We start from the raw sequence: 15,200 nt of genomic DNA on the forward strand, positions 1-15,200 counted from the left end.
GGAGCCCGTGATGCCCGCGATCACCGTCGACGACGTCCTCGTCCTGCCCCGCCTGCCCCGGCTCGACGAGACCACCAGCTACCGGCCGGTCCGCCGGCTGACCACCGCCCCCAGCGGCTACGAGGGTGAGGGTTTCCCGGTCCGCCGCGCCTTCGCCGGGGTGCCGATGCAGGATCTCGACCCGTTCATCCACCTCGACCAGATGGGCGAGGTGGACTACGCGCCGGGTGAGCCGAAGGGCACCCCGTGGCACCCGCACCGGGGCTTCGAGACGGTCACCTACATGATCGACGGGATCATGGACCACCAGGACTCGCAGGGGGGCGGCGGCACCATCACCGACGGCGACACCCAGTGGATGACCGCCGGCAGCGGCCTGCTGCACATCGAGGCCCCGCCGGAGCACCTGGTCGCCAGCGGCGGTCTCTTCCACGGCCTCCAGCTCTGGGTCAACCTGCCCCGGGTGGCCAAGATGATGCCGCCGCGCTACCAGGACATCCGTGGCCGGGAGTCGGCGCTGCTGACCACGCCGGACGGCGGCGCACTGATCCGGATCATCGCCGGTGAGATCGCCGGGCACCGGGGGCCGGGGTCGACCCACACCCCGATCACCATCGCGCACGTCACGCTGGAGCCCGGCGCGGAGCTGGACCTGCCCTGGCGGGCCGACTTCAACGCGCTGGTCTACGCCCTCTCCGGTCGCGGCACGGTCGGCACCGACCGGCGTCCGTTCCAGGGCGGCCAGCTGGCCGTGCACGGTCCGGGCGACGCGCTGCGGGTGACCGCCGCCGGCAGGCAGGACGGCAACACCCCGGCCCTGGATCTCTACATCATGGGCGGAAAGCCCATCCGGGAGCCGGTGGCGCACTACGGGCCGTTCGTGATGAACACCCGCGCCGAGCTCATGCAGGCCTTCGAGGACTTCCAGGCCGGCAAGCTGGGCGTGGTTCCGGCCCAGCGGCTGCCGCACACCGGCGGCCAGGGCGACCGCCCCTGAGAGCGGCCTCCCGCCCCGGGTGCCCGGTGTCACCGGGCACCCGGGGCGGGGCCACGTCGCTCAGGAGACCGCGAAGATCCCGGCCACCCCGAGGATCACCATCAGCAGCACCGCCAGGACCGCGCCGCGTTCACTCTCGACCGCATCCGTACGGTCCTCGGTCGCGGGCTTCGTCGTCTCGGCGGGCATGGCCTGGCCTCCTCGGCGTTCACGGCTTCGCGGGGTGCGGTAGGCCACCGTCCGGGCGGGTTCCGGCAGACCCGGAGTGCGTACCGACGGCGGGCGTCCTACCGTGAGGACGTCGTCGACCTCGGGAGGTTGGAACGTGGCGATCGAGGACTGGTTCTTGACCGCTGAGGAACGCGCCAACCCGGTCTCCGGGATACCCGTCTGGACGTCCGGAAACCTCGCCGAGCCGTTGATTCACGGGTCGGCGTACTTCGACCGCCTGGTGACCGAGGTCGAGGCGCTCGGCGCGGGCGACCAGCTCTTCTTCACCGACTGGCGGGGCGACCCGGACGAGCGGATGCGCCCGGACGGCCCGACGGTGGCCCAGCTCTTCGCCCGGGCCGCCCAGCGGGGCGTGCTGGTCAAGGGGCTGCTCTGGCGCTCCCACCTCGACTCGTTGTCCTACAGCGAGGCAGAGAACCGCGACCTGAGCGAGACGGTCAACGCCGCCGGTGGTGAGGTGCTGCTCGACCAGCGCGTCCGGCGGGGCGGGTCGCACCACCAGAAGCTGGTGGTGCTGCGCCACCGCGACGCCCCGGAGCGGGACGTCGCCTTCGCCGGCGGGATCGACCTGTGCCACAGCCGCCGCGACGACGCCGACCACCACGGCGACCCGCAGGCCCTCGCCATGTCACCGAAGTACGGCCCGCACCCGCCGTGGCACGACGTGCAGCTCGCCGTCCGGGGTCCGGTGGTCGCCGCGCTGGACACCACGTTCCGTGAGCGGTGGACCGACCCGATGCCGTTGGACTCGGAGAACCCGCTGGCCTACCTGCGGGACCGGCTGCGCGGCTCCGACCTGAGCCCCGATCCGCTGCCCGACCCGCCGGCCGATCCGCCGCCCTGCGGCCCGCACCACATCCAGGTGCTGCGTACCTACCCGGCGGTGCGTCCCCGCTACGCGTTCGCCCCGGACGGCGAGCGGACGGTGGCCCGGGGCTACACCAAGGCGGTACGCCGGGCCCGCCGGCTGATCTACCTGGAGGACCAGTACCTCTGGTCGACCGAGGTGGCCGAGCTGTTCGCCGAGGCGCTGCGGGACAACCCCGACCTGCACCTGGTCGCGGTGGTCCCCCGCTACCCGGACGTCGACGGCGCGTTGGCGCTGCCGCCCAACACGGTGGGCCGGGAGCAGGCGCTGTCGCTGTGCGAGCGGGCCGCGCCGGACCGGGTGCACGTCTTCGACGTGGAGAACCGGGCGGGCGACCCGGTCTACGTACATGCCAAGATCTGCGTGGTCGACGATGTCTGGGCGAGCGTGGGCAGCGACAACTTCAACAGGCGGTCCTGGACGCACGACAGCGAGCTGTCCTGCGCGGTGCTCGACGAGACCCGCGACGAACGGTCCCCGGTCGATCCGGCGGGGCAGGGTGACGGGGCCCGGGTGTTCGCCCGGGACCTGCGGCTGCGCTTGTGGCGCGAGCACCTGGACCGCGACCCGGACGGTGCCGATGACGCCGACCTGCTGGACCCGGCCGACGCCGTCGCGGCGATCACCGCCACGGCGGACGCCCTGCAGCGGTGGCACGACTCGGGCCGGTCGGGCCCCCGGCCGCCCGGTCGGCTGCGCCCGCACCGGCCGGAGCGGCTGCCCTGGTACACCCGGCTGTGGGCGCTACCGGCGTACCGGCTGGTCTACGACCCCGACGGCAGGCCGCTGCGCGCCCGCCGCCAGGGCACCTGGTAGATCCCGCCGGTCCGGGGCCGGCGCGGGGTGGCGGGTCAGCCCGCCCGGGTGGGCGAACGAGGTACGCGGGGCGTAGCAGCCGCTGACGATGAGCAGGGGGTTCTCCGGGCGCAGCGCGTAGCTCGGGTGCCGGGGGTCGAGGAACTCCACCGACTCGATCTCGAACGGGCTGACCGGTTCGCAGACGTAGGGGTAGACCCCGCTGAACAGCTCGCCGTCGCGCCGGGTGAAGTACCGGTGGTGGCCGGTGCGCAGCAGGTGGCCGGTGTGCCCGATCCGGGCCCGGGTCCGGATCAGCGGGACGCCGCCGACCTCGGTCTCGGCGACCAGCACGTCGCCCCGTACCCGCAGGGTGGTGTGTCCCAGCACGGCCGGGGCGCCCCGGGCGGCGGCGTAGTCCCGGACCCGGGGGCTGGAGGTGACGTAGTGGGTCCACCAGCCGCCGGGGGTCGCCCCGTCGGGCGCGTCGACCCCGGCGAGGGCCACCCCGACGTAGGTCAGCGAGTACGCGCCGAGGCCGGAGGTCTGACCGGCGTCGTCGACGACGTACTGGTTCATGAAGACCTGCCGGTCGGGGCGCGGACACAGGCCGGGCGGGACCAGCGCGACGACCGCGTCCGGGTCGGCCGGCAACCAGCTGAAGTGCAGCGTACGGCTGTCGACGACGAGCTGCGGGTCCGCGGGGTCGAGCACGTGGTCCTCCGTACGGCGGTGGTCTCCCGCGACGCTACGGGCGGTCCTGTCGGCGGGACAAGGACGGATAGCCGACACCACCGTCGTGGTGTCGGGTTGCGGGTGGCCCGGCGGTTCAACCGGTGCCCGTGATCACAATCGCCGCGAATCATGTCCGATAGTGCCGCTTTGTGACACAGAATCACTTAAGTACATCAGCCTTTCGGCTAGATTTCCGTTCACCGATCAGGCTATGGTGGCTTCCGAACGGCCCATCTGAAGCTAAACCAATGCGTCACGTCTTTTTGACCGCGGACGAGGTGCAGGGAGGACCACCAATGACCGCGCCCACCATGAGCAAGCCGGCGGCGACACCGTCCACCACCGAGAAGCTGGACCCGCGCGCCCTCACCGACAGCGCCGCCGACCTGCTGAACGCGATGGCCGCGCTGCCCGCCGGCCACCCGTCCCGGGCCGCGCTGCGCGACCGGGCGATCGAGGCCTGGCTCCCGCTGGCCAACCACCTGGCCCACCGCTACAGCGGCCGGGGCGAGCCCACCGACGACCTGGCCCAGACCGCCGCCGTCGGCCTGATCAAGGCGATCGACAAGTTCGACCCGTCGCGCGGTGTCGACTTCGCCGGCTACGCCATCCCGACCATCATCGGCGAGCTCAAGCGGCACTTCCGCGACCGCACCTGGGACATCCGCGTCCCCCGGCGGCTCCAGGAGCTGCGGCTGGCCATCTCCGACGCCAACAGCTCGCTGTTGCAGACCCTCGGCCGCTCGCCGACGGTCGCCGACATCGCCGCCCACCTCAAGCTCACCGAGGAAGAGGTCCTGGAGGGCCTGGAGGGCGCCCGCGCGTACAACGCGGTGTCGCTGTCCACCCCGACCGGCGACGGCGACCGCGCCACCGAGCTGGGCGACATGCTCGGCGGCGAGGACAACGAGTTCGAGCTGGCCGAGCTGCGGGTCGCCCTCGGCCCGGCGCTGGCCACCCTCGACGAGCGCGAGCAGAAGATCCTCACCCTGCGCTTCTACGGCAACCTGACCCAGTCGCAGATCGCCGACCAGATCGGCGTCTCGCAGATGCACGTGTCCCGGCTGCTCGCCCGGGCCCTGACCAAGCTGCGCGGTCAGCTCGACGGCACCTACTGAGGGGGTGGAGGCGGTCGCCGGTCCCGGTGACGGCCACGACCACGGGGCCCGGCCGGCGGTTCGCCGGCCGGGCCTTCCCGACCTCGAACGACGCACCGGCCCCGACGCACCCGCGTCGGGGCCGGTGCCGCGTCGGGCGACGTTCGCACCGGGATGCGACGTCGCCCGGGGCGCCGGTCAGCCGGCCGCCGGCTCCCGCCACATCGGATAGAACGGCGTGCCGTCGGGCAGCCGGAAGACCTCGCGCAGCCGGTAGCCGTGCCGGGCGTAGAGGTCCCGTCCGGCCTCGCTGCTGGCCTCCAGGTAACCAGGCACGCCGTGGGCGTCCAGCCAGGCGTGGTGGTGCCGCAGCAGTGCGGTGCCCAACCCCTGCCCCTGCCGATCCGGCCGGACGGCGAGCAGCGCCAGGTGATGGTGGTCGGGGTGCGGATGGTTGGCGGCGAACAGCTCGTCGAGGTGCTGGAACCGGGGCGTCCACTCCCCGCAGGCGGCGGCCAGCCGGTCGTCGTAGTCCACCGGGGCCGGCGACCCGCCACCGACCTGGGGGAGCCAGACCGCCACCGCGTCCCGGTCGGCGGTGCCGAAGACCAGCCCGTGCCGCATCGCGTGGTCGACCAGGATCTCGAAGTTGTCGGCGAGGACGGCCTCCCGCTTGGCCTCGTCGGGCACCAGCCACCGGGTCGCCGGGAGCACCAGGAACGCCTCGGCGATCCGTTCGGCGACCCACCGGGTGTCGGCGGCGGCGAGCCGTCCGATGGTCGGCGCGGTCACCGCCGGGACTCCACCGGCACCGGCTGCTCCACCGTGGGACCGAACAGCGAGGTCGTCGTGCTCTCCGCGCCCCGCCCGATCCGGGCGTAGACGTCGGGACGGTTGGCGCGCAGCACCAGACCCCACAGCAGGCCGATCAGCGCGGCCACCGGGTAGACCCCGGGGATGATCCAGCGCAGCGGCGAATCCGGCGCGACACCGAGCAGGGTCGCGAAGTTCGCCACCGCCACCGCCACCACGGCGGCCAACGCGACGGTGGCCAGGGCCGGGGCGATCGCCCGCTTCCACAGCGACTCCGCGGTGTCGGAGCGGGCGAAGTAGACGATCACGGCGACGCTGGTGGTGGCGATCAGCAGCAGCACGCCGAAGCCGCCGCCGGTGCCGGCGTAGTAGAACAGCTGGACCACCGGGTCCCAGCCGTTGACCGCGTACAGCACGATCACCAGCAGGCCGAGCAGGCTCTGCGCCAGCGAGGCCATCCGGGGTGCGCCGGTGCGCGGCGAGGTCTGCCCGAAGGCGGCCGGCAGCACCCGCTCCCGGCCCAGCGCGAAGGCGTACCGGGCGGTGGTGTTGTGGAACGAGATCATCGCGGCCAGCACCGAGGTCATGAAGAGCGCCTGGCCGATGGTGACCGCGGTGTCGCCGAGGTGCGCGGCGGCCAGATTGAAGATCAGTTCGATGCTCTGCTCACCGGCGGCGGCGGAGATGTTCTCCGGGCCGACGGCCACGGTCATCGACCAGGAGGAGAGCGCGTAGAGCCCGGCGATGATCGCCACCGAGAGGTAGGTGGCCAGCGGGACCGTCCGCCGGGGGTCCTTGCTCTCCTCGCTGAACACCACCGAGGACTCGAACCCGACGAACCCGGTCATGGCGAGCACCAGCAGCGCGCCCGCCCCCGGCACCAGGAGGTTGGCCGGGGCGAGGGCGGCGAAGCTGGTCGAGCCGCCCGCCGGATGGCTGAGCTGGCCCAGGTCGAACACGACGATCACCACGATCTCGGCGATCAGCAGCACCGCCAGGACCAGGCCGTTGACGTCCACCCGCAGCAGGCCGAGGAACGCGACGAGCGCCCAGGCGACCAGCGCCACCACGGACCAGTGCGGCTCGACGCCGAACAGGGTGCCGAGCACCGGGGCGGCGGCGGCGCCGATCGCGCCGTACAGGCCGACCTGGAGCGCGTTGTAGGCGATGAGCGCGACCCAGGCCGCGCCGACGCCGGCCGGACGGCCGATGCCCCGGGAGACGTAGGCGTAAAACGCGCCGGCGTTCTCGACCCGGCGGGCCATCGCCACGTAGCCGACGGAGAAGAGCGCCAGGACGGCGCCCACGGCGAGGAAGGCCAGCGGCATGCCGGTGATGCCGGTGACCGCGTAGCCGGTGGTGACCACGCCGGCCACCACGGTCAGCGGTGCGGCGGCGGAGAGGACGAAGAAGATGACCGACGGCACGCCGAGGCGGCCACGGGCCAGGGCGTCGCTGACGTTGCTGGGGCGTTCGACTGTCGGATGCGGGGGCATGGGGCTGCTCCGGAAAGGGGGGAGATGAGGGGGAAGGGGGTGGCGCGGCGAGATCAGGGGATGCCGCGCAGCACCGCCGCGCCGACCGCGGCCTCGGTGTGCACGACGAGTTCCTTCAGGGGGGGCGGCAGCGAACCGACGAGGGTGGACAGCCGGTGGTGGGCGCGGGGGCCGGCGCTCCACAGCACCTCGCGGGTCAACCCGGCGGCGGCCACCAGGCCGAGCAGCGTCGTGTCCGACACCAGCGGCTGTTCGGGCCGCTCCACCAGGGCCCGCAGCCGGGTCGCCGGCCAGGCGGCGGCGTTGAGGTCGATCGGCAGGTAGCTGACGGTGGTCCGCAGCAGGCGGCGGGTTTCCTGCCGACGCAGCACCCCGGCCCGGGCCAGCCGCTCCCCCACCGAGGTGGTGGACGACTGGGCCAGGAAGGCGAGCCAGGTGCGCACCGCCTGGTGCTGCGACTCGCCGATCAGTTGGTCGAGCACGGTGTGGGCCAACGCGTCGGCCGGGGGACGCCGGTCGATCACGGTGACCAGTCCACCGGAGACGGTGATCTGTCCGAACAGGATCAGCTCGGCCAGCAACCCGGCGGCCAGGCCGAGCCCGGTGGCGCTCGGGTGCAGTTTGGCCTTGCCGCGACTGTCGTTGTGCGCGATCAGAAAGAACTCGTCGGCGACCAGCAAACGAGCCTCCCACGCATTGTCCACAGGTGATCCACGCCGGGTGACAGGATGCCCGCAGAGCTCCAGCTTTGCAACTCCCGGATTCGATGGTTGCACTCCGTGCTCGTGCGACCTGCGGATCTTGTCGTGACAGACTCGGAGGGTGACCGTCAGCCCCACTGTTCGCCGCCGCCGCATCGCCCGTGAACTCCGCCAACTGCGGGAACGCGCGGGCATGACACTGGACGTCGCCGCCCGCCAACTCGACATGTCCAAGAGCAACCTGTCCCGGATCGAGAACGCCCAGATCGGCATCAAACCCCGGGACGTGCGCGCCGCGTTGGCCCTCTACGAGGTGACCGGGGCCGACGCCGAGGCGCTCATCGAGATCGCCCGGGGTGCCCAGCAGCGCGGCTGGTGGCAGAACTACAGCGACGTGCTGCCCGAGTGGTTCGAGTTCTACGTCGGGCTGGAGGCCGAGGCGGAGAGCCTGCGCACGTACGAGGCGGAGTCCGTCCCCGGGCTGCTGCAGACCGAGGCGTACGCCCGGGAGATGTTCCGTCGTACGGCCGGCGAGGAGGGGCTGGAACGCAAGGTTGCCGCCCGGCTGCGCCGGCAGGAGGTGCTGCACCGGGAGTCTCCCCCGGTCGAGCTGTCGGTGGTGCTCAACGAGGCGGTGCTGCTGCGCCCGGTGGGCGGGCCGGCCGTCATGGCGGAGCAGTTGACCCACATGGCCACTGTCGCCCGATCACCGAACGTGACATGTCACGTACTTCCGTTCGCGTCCGGTGGGCACCCCGCGATGAGCACTCCGTACGTGATCATCACGTTTGCCGACGCGGCCGACAATTCCGTGGTTTACCTGGACAATCTCACGCTGGGTCTGGCGCTGGAGGAAGCGGGACACGTGCGCGGGTATACCCTTGTGCACGAGGAGCTGTGCCGGATGGCACTGGATCCGGCGGCGTCTCTTGCCCGCCTGGAGGAGGCTGCTCGTCACTTTGCGTGATCGCATTGCGGCACGCCCGGGGGGAACGGAAGGTACGGGAATGCAGGCGCTGCCTCTGTCCATGATGGACTGGCGGACCAGCAGTCGCAGCAGCGGCAACGGCAACTGCGTGGAGGTCGCCACCACCGACGACCGGATCGCGGTGCGCGACAGCAAGGACCGGTGCGGGCCCGCGCTGGTCTTCTCCGCCCACGCCTGGACAGCCTTCGTCACCGGCATGGAGGCGGTACGCCGGGGCTGACCCCGGGCGTGCCACAGTGGCAGCCGTGCTCTCCGACGTACCCCTCGACCTGCCGGTCCGGCCGGCGCTGGCACCCCTGCTGCGAGCGTTGACCGACGTCGGCGGCGCGGTCCTCGTCGCCCCGCCCGGCACCGGCAAGACCACGCTGGCCCCGCTCGCCGTGGCCGACGGGGTGGCCGGGCGGGTGCTGGTCGCACAGCCCCGCCGGGTGGCCGCCCGGGCGGCGGCCCGGCGGATGGCCGACCTGCTCGGCGAGCGGGTCGGCCACCGGGTCGGCTACGCCGTACGCGGCGACCGCCGGGTCGGACCGCACACCCGGGTCGAGGTGGTCACCACCGGCCTGCTGGTCCGCCGGCTGCTGCGCGACCCGGACCTGCCCGGCGTCGACGCGGTGCTGCTCGACGAGGTGCACGAGCGGCAGCTCGACGCCGATCTCGCGCTGGCCTTCACCGTGGAGGCCCGGGCGGCGCTGCGGCCCGAGCTGTGGCTGGTGGCGATGTCGGCGACCCCGGAGGCGGACCGGTTCGCCGCCCTGCTCGGCGGCGACACGCCGGCCCCGGTGGTCCGTGCCGAGGCGGCCCTGCACCCGGTCGCCCGGGTCTGGGCGCCACCGCCACGCCCGGTCGCGCCGCCGGGCGCGGGACGGGTCGATCCGCTGCTGCTCGACCATGTCGCCGCGACCGTCCGGCGGGCCCTGCACGAGCAGGACGGCGACCTGCTGGTCTTCCTGCCCGGGGCGGGCGAGATCGGGGCGGTGACCCGCCGGCTGGCCGACCTGACCGACCGGGTGGCCGTCCTGCCGCTGCACGGGCGGCTGCCCGCCGCCGCGCAGGACGCCGCGCTGCGCCCCGCCGACCGGCGTCGGGTGGTGCTCGCCACCTCGGTCGCGGAGAGCAGCCTGACCGTGCCCGGCGTCCGGGTGGTGGTCGACGCCGGCCTGGCCCGGGTGGCCCGCACCGACCTGGCCCGGGGGCTGGGCGCGCTGGTCACCGTGCCGGTGTCCCGGGCCGCCGCGACGCAGCGGGCCGGCCGGGCCGGCCGGCAGGGCCCCGGGGTGGTCTACCGCTGCTGGTCGGAGGCGACCCACGGCCGGCTCGCCGCGCAACCCGGGCCGGAGATCGTCACCGCCGACCTGACCGGCTTCGCGCTGGACCTGGCCGCCTGGGGCAGCCCGGACGGCGGCGGCCTGGCGCTGCCCGATCCCCCGCCGCCCGCCGCGCTGACCGTGGCCCGGGAGACGTTGACCGCCCTCGGCGCGGTCGACGCCGACGGTCGGGTGACCGCCCGGGGACGGGCCATCGCCGCCACCGGCACCCACCCCCGGCTGGGCCGGGCCCTGCTCGACGGTGCCGTCCGGATCGGTCGGGACCGGGCCGCCGAGCTGGTCGCCCTGCTCGCCGAGGACGGCCTGGCCGGGCGGCACGACGACCTCACCGCCGCGTGGCGGCGGCTGCGCGACGACACCGACCCCGGTGCCACCGCCCGCTGGCGCGCCGAGGTACGGCGGCTGCGCGCCGCGCTGCCCGCCGGTGACCCCGACCGCGCCGGCACCCCGGGCGGCCCCACCCGCACCGGTCCCGCCGACCGGGCCAGGACCGGCCACGGGCGGGCCGACGGGCCGTGGCTGCCCGACGATCTGGCGGCGGGGCTGCTGGTGGGGCTGGCCCACCCGGAGCGGCTGGCCCGGCTGCGCCGGGCCGGTGGGACGTCGTACCTGATGGCGGGTGGGACGGGGGCGGAGCTGGCGGCCGGGTCGGCGCTGACCGGGACGGGCTGGCTGGCCGTCGCGGTGGCCGACCGTTCGCCGGGCGCACCGACCGCCCGGGTCCGGCTGGCCGCCCCGCTCGACGAGGCGACCGCCCGGGAGGTCGGCGGCGCGTTGGTGACCGAGGTCAGCGAGGTCGGTTGGGTCGACGGCGACGTGCTGGCCCGCCAGGTGACCCGGCTCGGCGTGATCGAGCTGGTCAGCCGCCCGCTGGCCCGGCCGGCTCCGGAACTGCTGGCCGCCGCCCTGGCCGACGGGCTCCGCCAGGCGGGCCTGGACCTGTTGACCTGGACCCCGGCGGCCCGGTCGCTGCGCCAGCGACTGGCGTTCTGCCGGCAGGCGCTGGGCGGGGAGTGGCCCGAGGTGTCCGACGAGGCGCTGCTCGCCGCCGCCGACCGGTGGCTCGGGCCGGAGCTGGCCGCCGCCCGCCGCCGGGCCGACCTGGCCCGGATCGACGTGGTCGGGGCGCTGCGCCGGCTGCTGCCCTGGCCGCAGGCGGGCCGGCTGGACGAGCTGGCCCCGGAACGCGTCGAGGTGCCCAGCGGCTCCCGGGTCCGGGTCGACTACGCCGACCCGGGCGCGCCGGTGCTGGCGGTGAAGCTCCAGGAGACGTTCGGCTGGCAGCGGACGCCCCGGCTGGCCGACGGCCGGGTGCCGCTGCTGCTGCACCTGCTCTCCCCCGCCGGCCGACCCGTCGCGGTCACCGCCGACCTGGCGTCGTTCTGGCGTACCGGCTACCGGCAGGTGCGCGGGGAACTGCGTGGGCGTTACCCACGCCACCCCTGGCCGGAGGACCCGGTCACGGCCGCGCCGACCCGGCACACCACGCACCGCCGCCGCTGAGCCGGCGTGCCGCCGGTGGCGGTCACTCGTCGACGACGTCGGCGATCAGCACGGTGATGTTGTCCGGGCCGCCGGCCCGCAGGGCGAGGTCGATCAGGCGGCGGGCGCAGTCCTGGCGGTCCGGGGTCTCCCGCAACACCTCGGCGAGGGTGTCCGGGCGGACGACGTTGGAGAGGCCGTCGCTGCACAGCAGCCAGCGGTCGCCGGCCCGGGGCACCATCGTGGCGTACGACGGGGAGACCTGCTCGCCCTGCAACGCCTGGGTGACCACGGCCCGCCGGGGGTGGCTGGACGCCTCCTCGGGGCTGATCACCCCCTGGTCGACGAGCATCTGGACGAAGGTGTCGTCCCGGGTGACCTGTTTGAGGGTGCCCTCGCGGAACAGGTAGGCCCGGGAGTCGCCGACGTGGGCCAGCGCCAGGCAGCTGCCGGTACGGGAGAACAGCAGGGCGGTCAGTGTGGTGCCCATGCCCTGCCGCTCGGGGTCCTCCCGGACGGCCTGGTGGATCCGCGCGGTGGCCAGCTCGATGCCGGTCTGCAACGCCGCCACCAGCGCGTCCTCGGGGGTCTCCACGTCCAGTGGGGCGACCGCGTCGATGGCGATCCGGCTGGCCAGGTCGCCGGCCGCCATCCCGCCCATGCCGTCGGCGACGGCGACGAGCCAGGCGCCGCAGTGCAGGGCGTCCTGGTTTCCGCTGCGGATCAGCCCACGGTCGCTCGTCCCGATGGAACGAAGCTTCAGGGTCATGGGTGGCAGCCTGCCAGGCGGAGGGCGTTGTTGTCTCTAGGAGATCAGGACGACTGCGCGTGGCGCGGCGAATCTCACTGTCGGGGACGTCGCTCCGGGTGGCTGCGACCAGCCGAAGGTCATCCAGTCGAATCGATTGACAGGGGCGAGACGCGCTGGAAACATCTGGCTGATAGCTGGGAGCGCTCCCAGCGACAGGCATCGACGGCACACCCCACCACACCTTCCGCCCGGAAAGGAATCCCGTGATCCTGACCCGACGACGTCGGCGGCATCTCGCGGTACTGGCAGCGACGACCCTGATCCTCACCGGCGCCGGCACCGGCGTGGCCCACGCCGAGGTCCCGCCGGACGCTCCCGAGCAGATCAGCAACGGCGACTTCAGCGAGGGCGTCTCGCCCTGGTTCTCCTACGGCACCGGCCCGCTCGACGTCGTCGACGGCCGGCTCTGCGTCACCGTCCCCGCCGGGCTGGCCAACCCGTGGGACGCCGGCATCGGCCACGACGGGGTCCGGCTCAACGCCGGCGCGGAGTACAAGCTCAGCTTCGACATCTCGGCCACCCCCGGGCTGAGCGTCAACGCCGTGCTCCAGCTCGGCAGCGCCCCCTACACCTCGTACGCCAGCGTGCCGGCGGTGGCCGCCCCGACGAGCAAGCGGGTCGAGCAGACGTTCACCGTCCCGGACGACAACCCCAACGCCCAGCTCATCTTCCAGGTCGGTGGGGCCGCCGCCGAGCAGCGGATCTGCCTGGACAACGTCTCGTTGCGCGGTGGCGAGGCCGCCCCGCCGTACGTGCCGGACACCGGCCCCCGTGTGCGGGTCAACCAGGTCGGCTACCTGCCCGGCGGCCCGAAGAACGCCACCGTGGTGACCGAGTCGACCGAGGCGCTGCCCTGGCAGCTCAAGTCGGCCGCCGGCACGGTCGTCGCCAGCGGCCGGAGCACCCCGCGCGGGGTCGACGCCGCCTCCGGGCAGAACGTGCAGACCGTCGACTTCTCGTCGTTCCGCACCCCCGGCACCGGCTACACGCTGGTCGCCGACGGCGAGACCAGCCACCCGTTCGACATCTCCGGCGACCTCTACGACCGGCTGCGGGCCGACGCGATGCAGTTCTTCTACGCCCAGCGCAGCGGCATCGAGATCGACGGTGACCTGATCGGCGAGGAGTACGCCCGCCCGGCCGGCCACCTCGGCGTGGCCCCCAACCAGGGCGACACCGAGGTGCCCTGCCAGCCCGGCGTCTGCGACTACACGCTGGACGTGCGCGGTGGCTGGTACGACGCGGGCGACCACGGCAAGTACGTGGTCAACGGCGGGATCGCCGCCTACCAGCTGCTGAGCGCCTTCGAGCGGACCAAGACGGCGGAGACCGCCGCCGGTGGCGCCGCGCTGGGTGACTCGACGCTGCGGCTGCCCGAGCGCGGCAACGCGGTGCCGGACATCCTCGACGAGGCCCGCTGGGAGATCGAGTTCCTGCTCCGGATGCAGGTGCCGGCCGGCAAGCCGCTGGCCGGGATGGCCCACCACAAGATCCACGACAAGGCGTGGACCGGCCTGCCGCTCGCGCCGCAGGACGACGCCCAGCCGCGTGAGCTGCACCCGCCGACGACCGCCGCCACCCTGAACCTGGCCGCCGTCGCCGCGCAGTGCCAGCGCCTGTTCGCCCCGTACGACGCGGCGTTCGCCGCCCGCTGCGGCACCGCCGCGACGACCGCGTACGCCGCGGCCAAGGCGCACCCGGCGGTCTACGCCGACCCGAACGACGGCATCGGCGGCGGCGCGTACGACGACACCAACGTCACCGACGAGTTCTACTGGGCGGCCGTGGAGCTGTACCTGACCACCGGCAAGAAGGCGTACCTGGACGACCTGACCGCCTCGCCCCAGCACACCGGCGACGTGTTCGCCGCGGGCGGCGCGTTCAGCTGGCAGAGCGTGGGCGCGGTCGGCCGGCTCGAACTGGCCACCGTGCCGAACGGCCTGCCGGCCGCCGACCGGGCCCGGGTCCGCGCCTCGGTGACCGCCGCCGCCGACAACTACCTGACCACCCTGCACGCCCAGGCGTACGGCCTGCCGGTGCCGGGCGAGGCGGCAAGCTACGTCTGGGGCAGCAACAGCAACATCATCAACAACATGGTCGTGCTGGCCACCGCGTTCGACCTGACCCGGGACGCGAAGTACCGGGACGGTGCCGTGCAGGCGACCGACTACCTGCTCGGCCGCAACGCGCTGAACATGTCGTACGTGACCGGCTGGGGCGAGCAGAACGCGCGCAACCAGCACAGCCGGATCTTCGGCAACCAGCTCAACCCGGCCATGCCGAACCCGCCGGTCGGCTCGCTCGCCGGTGGCCCGAACGCCGCCCTGCAGGACCCGTTCGTCGCCCAGTTGCTCAAGGGCTGCGCGCCGATGTTCTGCTACGTCGACGACATCAACTCGTACTCGACCAACGAGGTGGCGATCAACTGGAACTCGGCGCTGGCCTGGCTCGCGTCGTTCCTCGCCGACCAGGGGGAGGCCGGGGCCGTGGCCCCGCGCACCTGCGCGGTCAGCTACCAGGTGCACGGCACCTGGCCGGACGGCTCCAACACCCAGGTCGTCCTGCGCAACACCGGGGACACCGCGATCGACGGCTGGACCCTGCGCTACGCCTACAACGGCGACCAGAAGGTCTCCCAGGCGTGGTCGGCGAAGGTGACCCAGTCCGGTGCCTTCGTGACGGCGAAGAACGAGTCGTACAACGCGAAGATCGCGCCGGGCGGCAGCATCACCTTCGGTCTGCTCGCCAGGACCGGCACGCTGGCCAACCCGGAACCGGATCTGATCACCGTCAACGGCGGCGCCTGCACGGTGTCCTGACCGGCACTCCCACCCTCGGACCCCGGGCTGCCACCCGGGGTC

The 15,200-nt window shown here is 73.6% G+C and carries 13 protein-coding genes; 7 read left to right on the top strand and 6 right to left on the bottom strand.

Annotated elements, in window-relative coordinates; translation table 11 throughout:
- The first annotated feature begins 10 nt into the window (after window positions 1-10).
- Entirely contained in the window at window positions 11-997 is a 987-nt protein-coding gene (locus ACN260_RS19230; RefSeq protein ID WP_422752417.1) for a pirin family protein, read from the top strand.
- A gap of 60 nt (window positions 998-1,057) precedes the next feature.
- Here ACN260_RS19230 and ACN260_RS19235 read toward each other — a convergent pair whose 3' ends face one another.
- On the bottom strand, window positions 1,058-1,186 hold the full coding sequence (locus tag ACN260_RS19235; RefSeq protein ID WP_422752418.1) for a hypothetical protein: 129 nt from the start codon (window positions 1,184-1,186) through the stop codon (window positions 1,058-1,060).
- Between the two features lie 136 nt (window positions 1,187-1,322).
- Between ACN260_RS19235 and ACN260_RS19240 the strand changes: the two genes are divergently transcribed.
- Window positions 1,323-2,912, top strand: coding sequence for a phospholipase D family protein (locus ACN260_RS19240; RefSeq protein ID WP_422752419.1), 1,590 nt, complete (start codon window positions 1,323-1,325; stop codon window positions 2,910-2,912).
- Here ACN260_RS19240 and ACN260_RS19245 read toward each other — a convergent pair.
- Window positions 2,841-3,605 carry a hypothetical protein gene (locus ACN260_RS19245; RefSeq protein ID WP_422752420.1) on the bottom strand — a complete coding sequence of 255 codons (765 nt, stop codon included), beginning with the start codon at window positions 3,603-3,605 and terminating at the stop codon, window positions 2,841-2,843. The two genes, ACN260_RS19240 and ACN260_RS19245, sit on opposite strands and share 72 nt — an antisense overlap.
- Before the next feature lie 317 nt (window positions 3,606-3,922).
- Here ACN260_RS19245 and ACN260_RS19250 point away from each other — a divergent pair, with 317 nt between their 5' ends.
- Complete coding sequence (locus tag ACN260_RS19250) at window positions 3,923-4,744, top strand: SigB/SigF/SigG family RNA polymerase sigma factor (protein WP_088644086.1); 822 nt, start codon at window positions 3,923-3,925, stop codon at window positions 4,742-4,744.
- 177 nt (window positions 4,745-4,921) lie between these two features.
- Here ACN260_RS19250 and ACN260_RS19255 read toward each other — a convergent pair whose 3' ends face one another.
- From ACN260_RS19255 to ACN260_RS19265, 3 genes are read right to left on the bottom strand one after another with little or no spacing between them, the layout of a single operon-like run.
- Complete coding sequence (locus ACN260_RS19255; RefSeq protein ID WP_422752421.1) at window positions 4,922-5,515, bottom strand: GNAT family N-acetyltransferase; 594 nt, start codon at window positions 5,513-5,515, stop codon at window positions 4,922-4,924.
- Window positions 5,512-7,032, bottom strand: coding sequence for an APC family permease (locus ACN260_RS19260; RefSeq protein ID WP_422752422.1), 1,521 nt, complete (start codon window positions 7,030-7,032; stop codon window positions 5,512-5,514). Before ACN260_RS19260 ends, ACN260_RS19255 begins: the two co-directional genes overlap by 4 nt.
- Before the next feature lie 53 nt (window positions 7,033-7,085).
- Entirely contained in the window at window positions 7,086-7,712 is a 627-nt protein-coding gene (locus tag ACN260_RS19265; RefSeq protein ID WP_422752423.1) for a GOLPH3/VPS74 family protein, read from the bottom strand.
- Between the two features lie 142 nt (window positions 7,713-7,854).
- On the opposite strand from ACN260_RS19265, the gene ACN260_RS19270 reads away from it, so the two are divergent.
- The 3 genes from ACN260_RS19270 to hrpB are packed head-to-tail and all read left to right on the top strand — an operon-like array spanning window position 7,855 to window position 11,549.
- Window positions 7,855-8,700: a helix-turn-helix domain-containing protein gene (locus ACN260_RS19270; RefSeq protein ID WP_422752424.1), complete on the top strand. Its 846-nt coding sequence runs from the start codon at window positions 7,855-7,857 to the stop codon at window positions 8,698-8,700.
- A 40-nt stretch (window positions 8,701-8,740) separates the two neighbouring features.
- Window positions 8,741-8,941, top strand: coding sequence for a DUF397 domain-containing protein (locus tag ACN260_RS19275; RefSeq protein WP_422752425.1), 201 nt, complete (start codon window positions 8,741-8,743; stop codon window positions 8,939-8,941).
- Window positions 8,942-8,966: 25 nt separating this feature from the next.
- Window positions 8,967-11,549 carry an ATP-dependent helicase HrpB gene (gene hrpB / locus ACN260_RS19280; RefSeq protein WP_422752426.1) on the top strand — a complete coding sequence of 861 codons (2,583 nt, stop codon included), beginning with the start codon at window positions 8,967-8,969 and terminating at the stop codon, window positions 11,547-11,549.
- A 22-nt stretch (window positions 11,550-11,571) separates the two neighbouring features.
- Here the strand turns inward: hrpB and ACN260_RS19285 are convergent, their stop codons facing one another.
- On the bottom strand, window positions 11,572-12,297 hold the full coding sequence (locus ACN260_RS19285; RefSeq protein WP_422752427.1) for a PP2C family protein-serine/threonine phosphatase: 726 nt from the start codon (window positions 12,295-12,297) through the stop codon (window positions 11,572-11,574).
- Between the two features lie 251 nt (window positions 12,298-12,548).
- Here ACN260_RS19285 and ACN260_RS19290 point away from each other — a divergent pair, with 251 nt between their 5' ends.
- Window positions 12,549-15,158, top strand: a complete 2,610-nt coding sequence (locus ACN260_RS19290) for a glycoside hydrolase family 9 protein (protein WP_422756759.1) — start codon at window positions 12,549-12,551, stop codon at window positions 15,156-15,158.
- Window positions 15,159-15,200 lie beyond the last annotated feature (42 nt).

It is taken from the genome of Micromonospora sp. WMMD708, from assembly GCF_049315245.1.
Taxonomy (GTDB): Bacteria; Actinomycetota; Actinomycetes; order Mycobacteriales; family Micromonosporaceae; genus Micromonospora; species Micromonospora wenchangensis.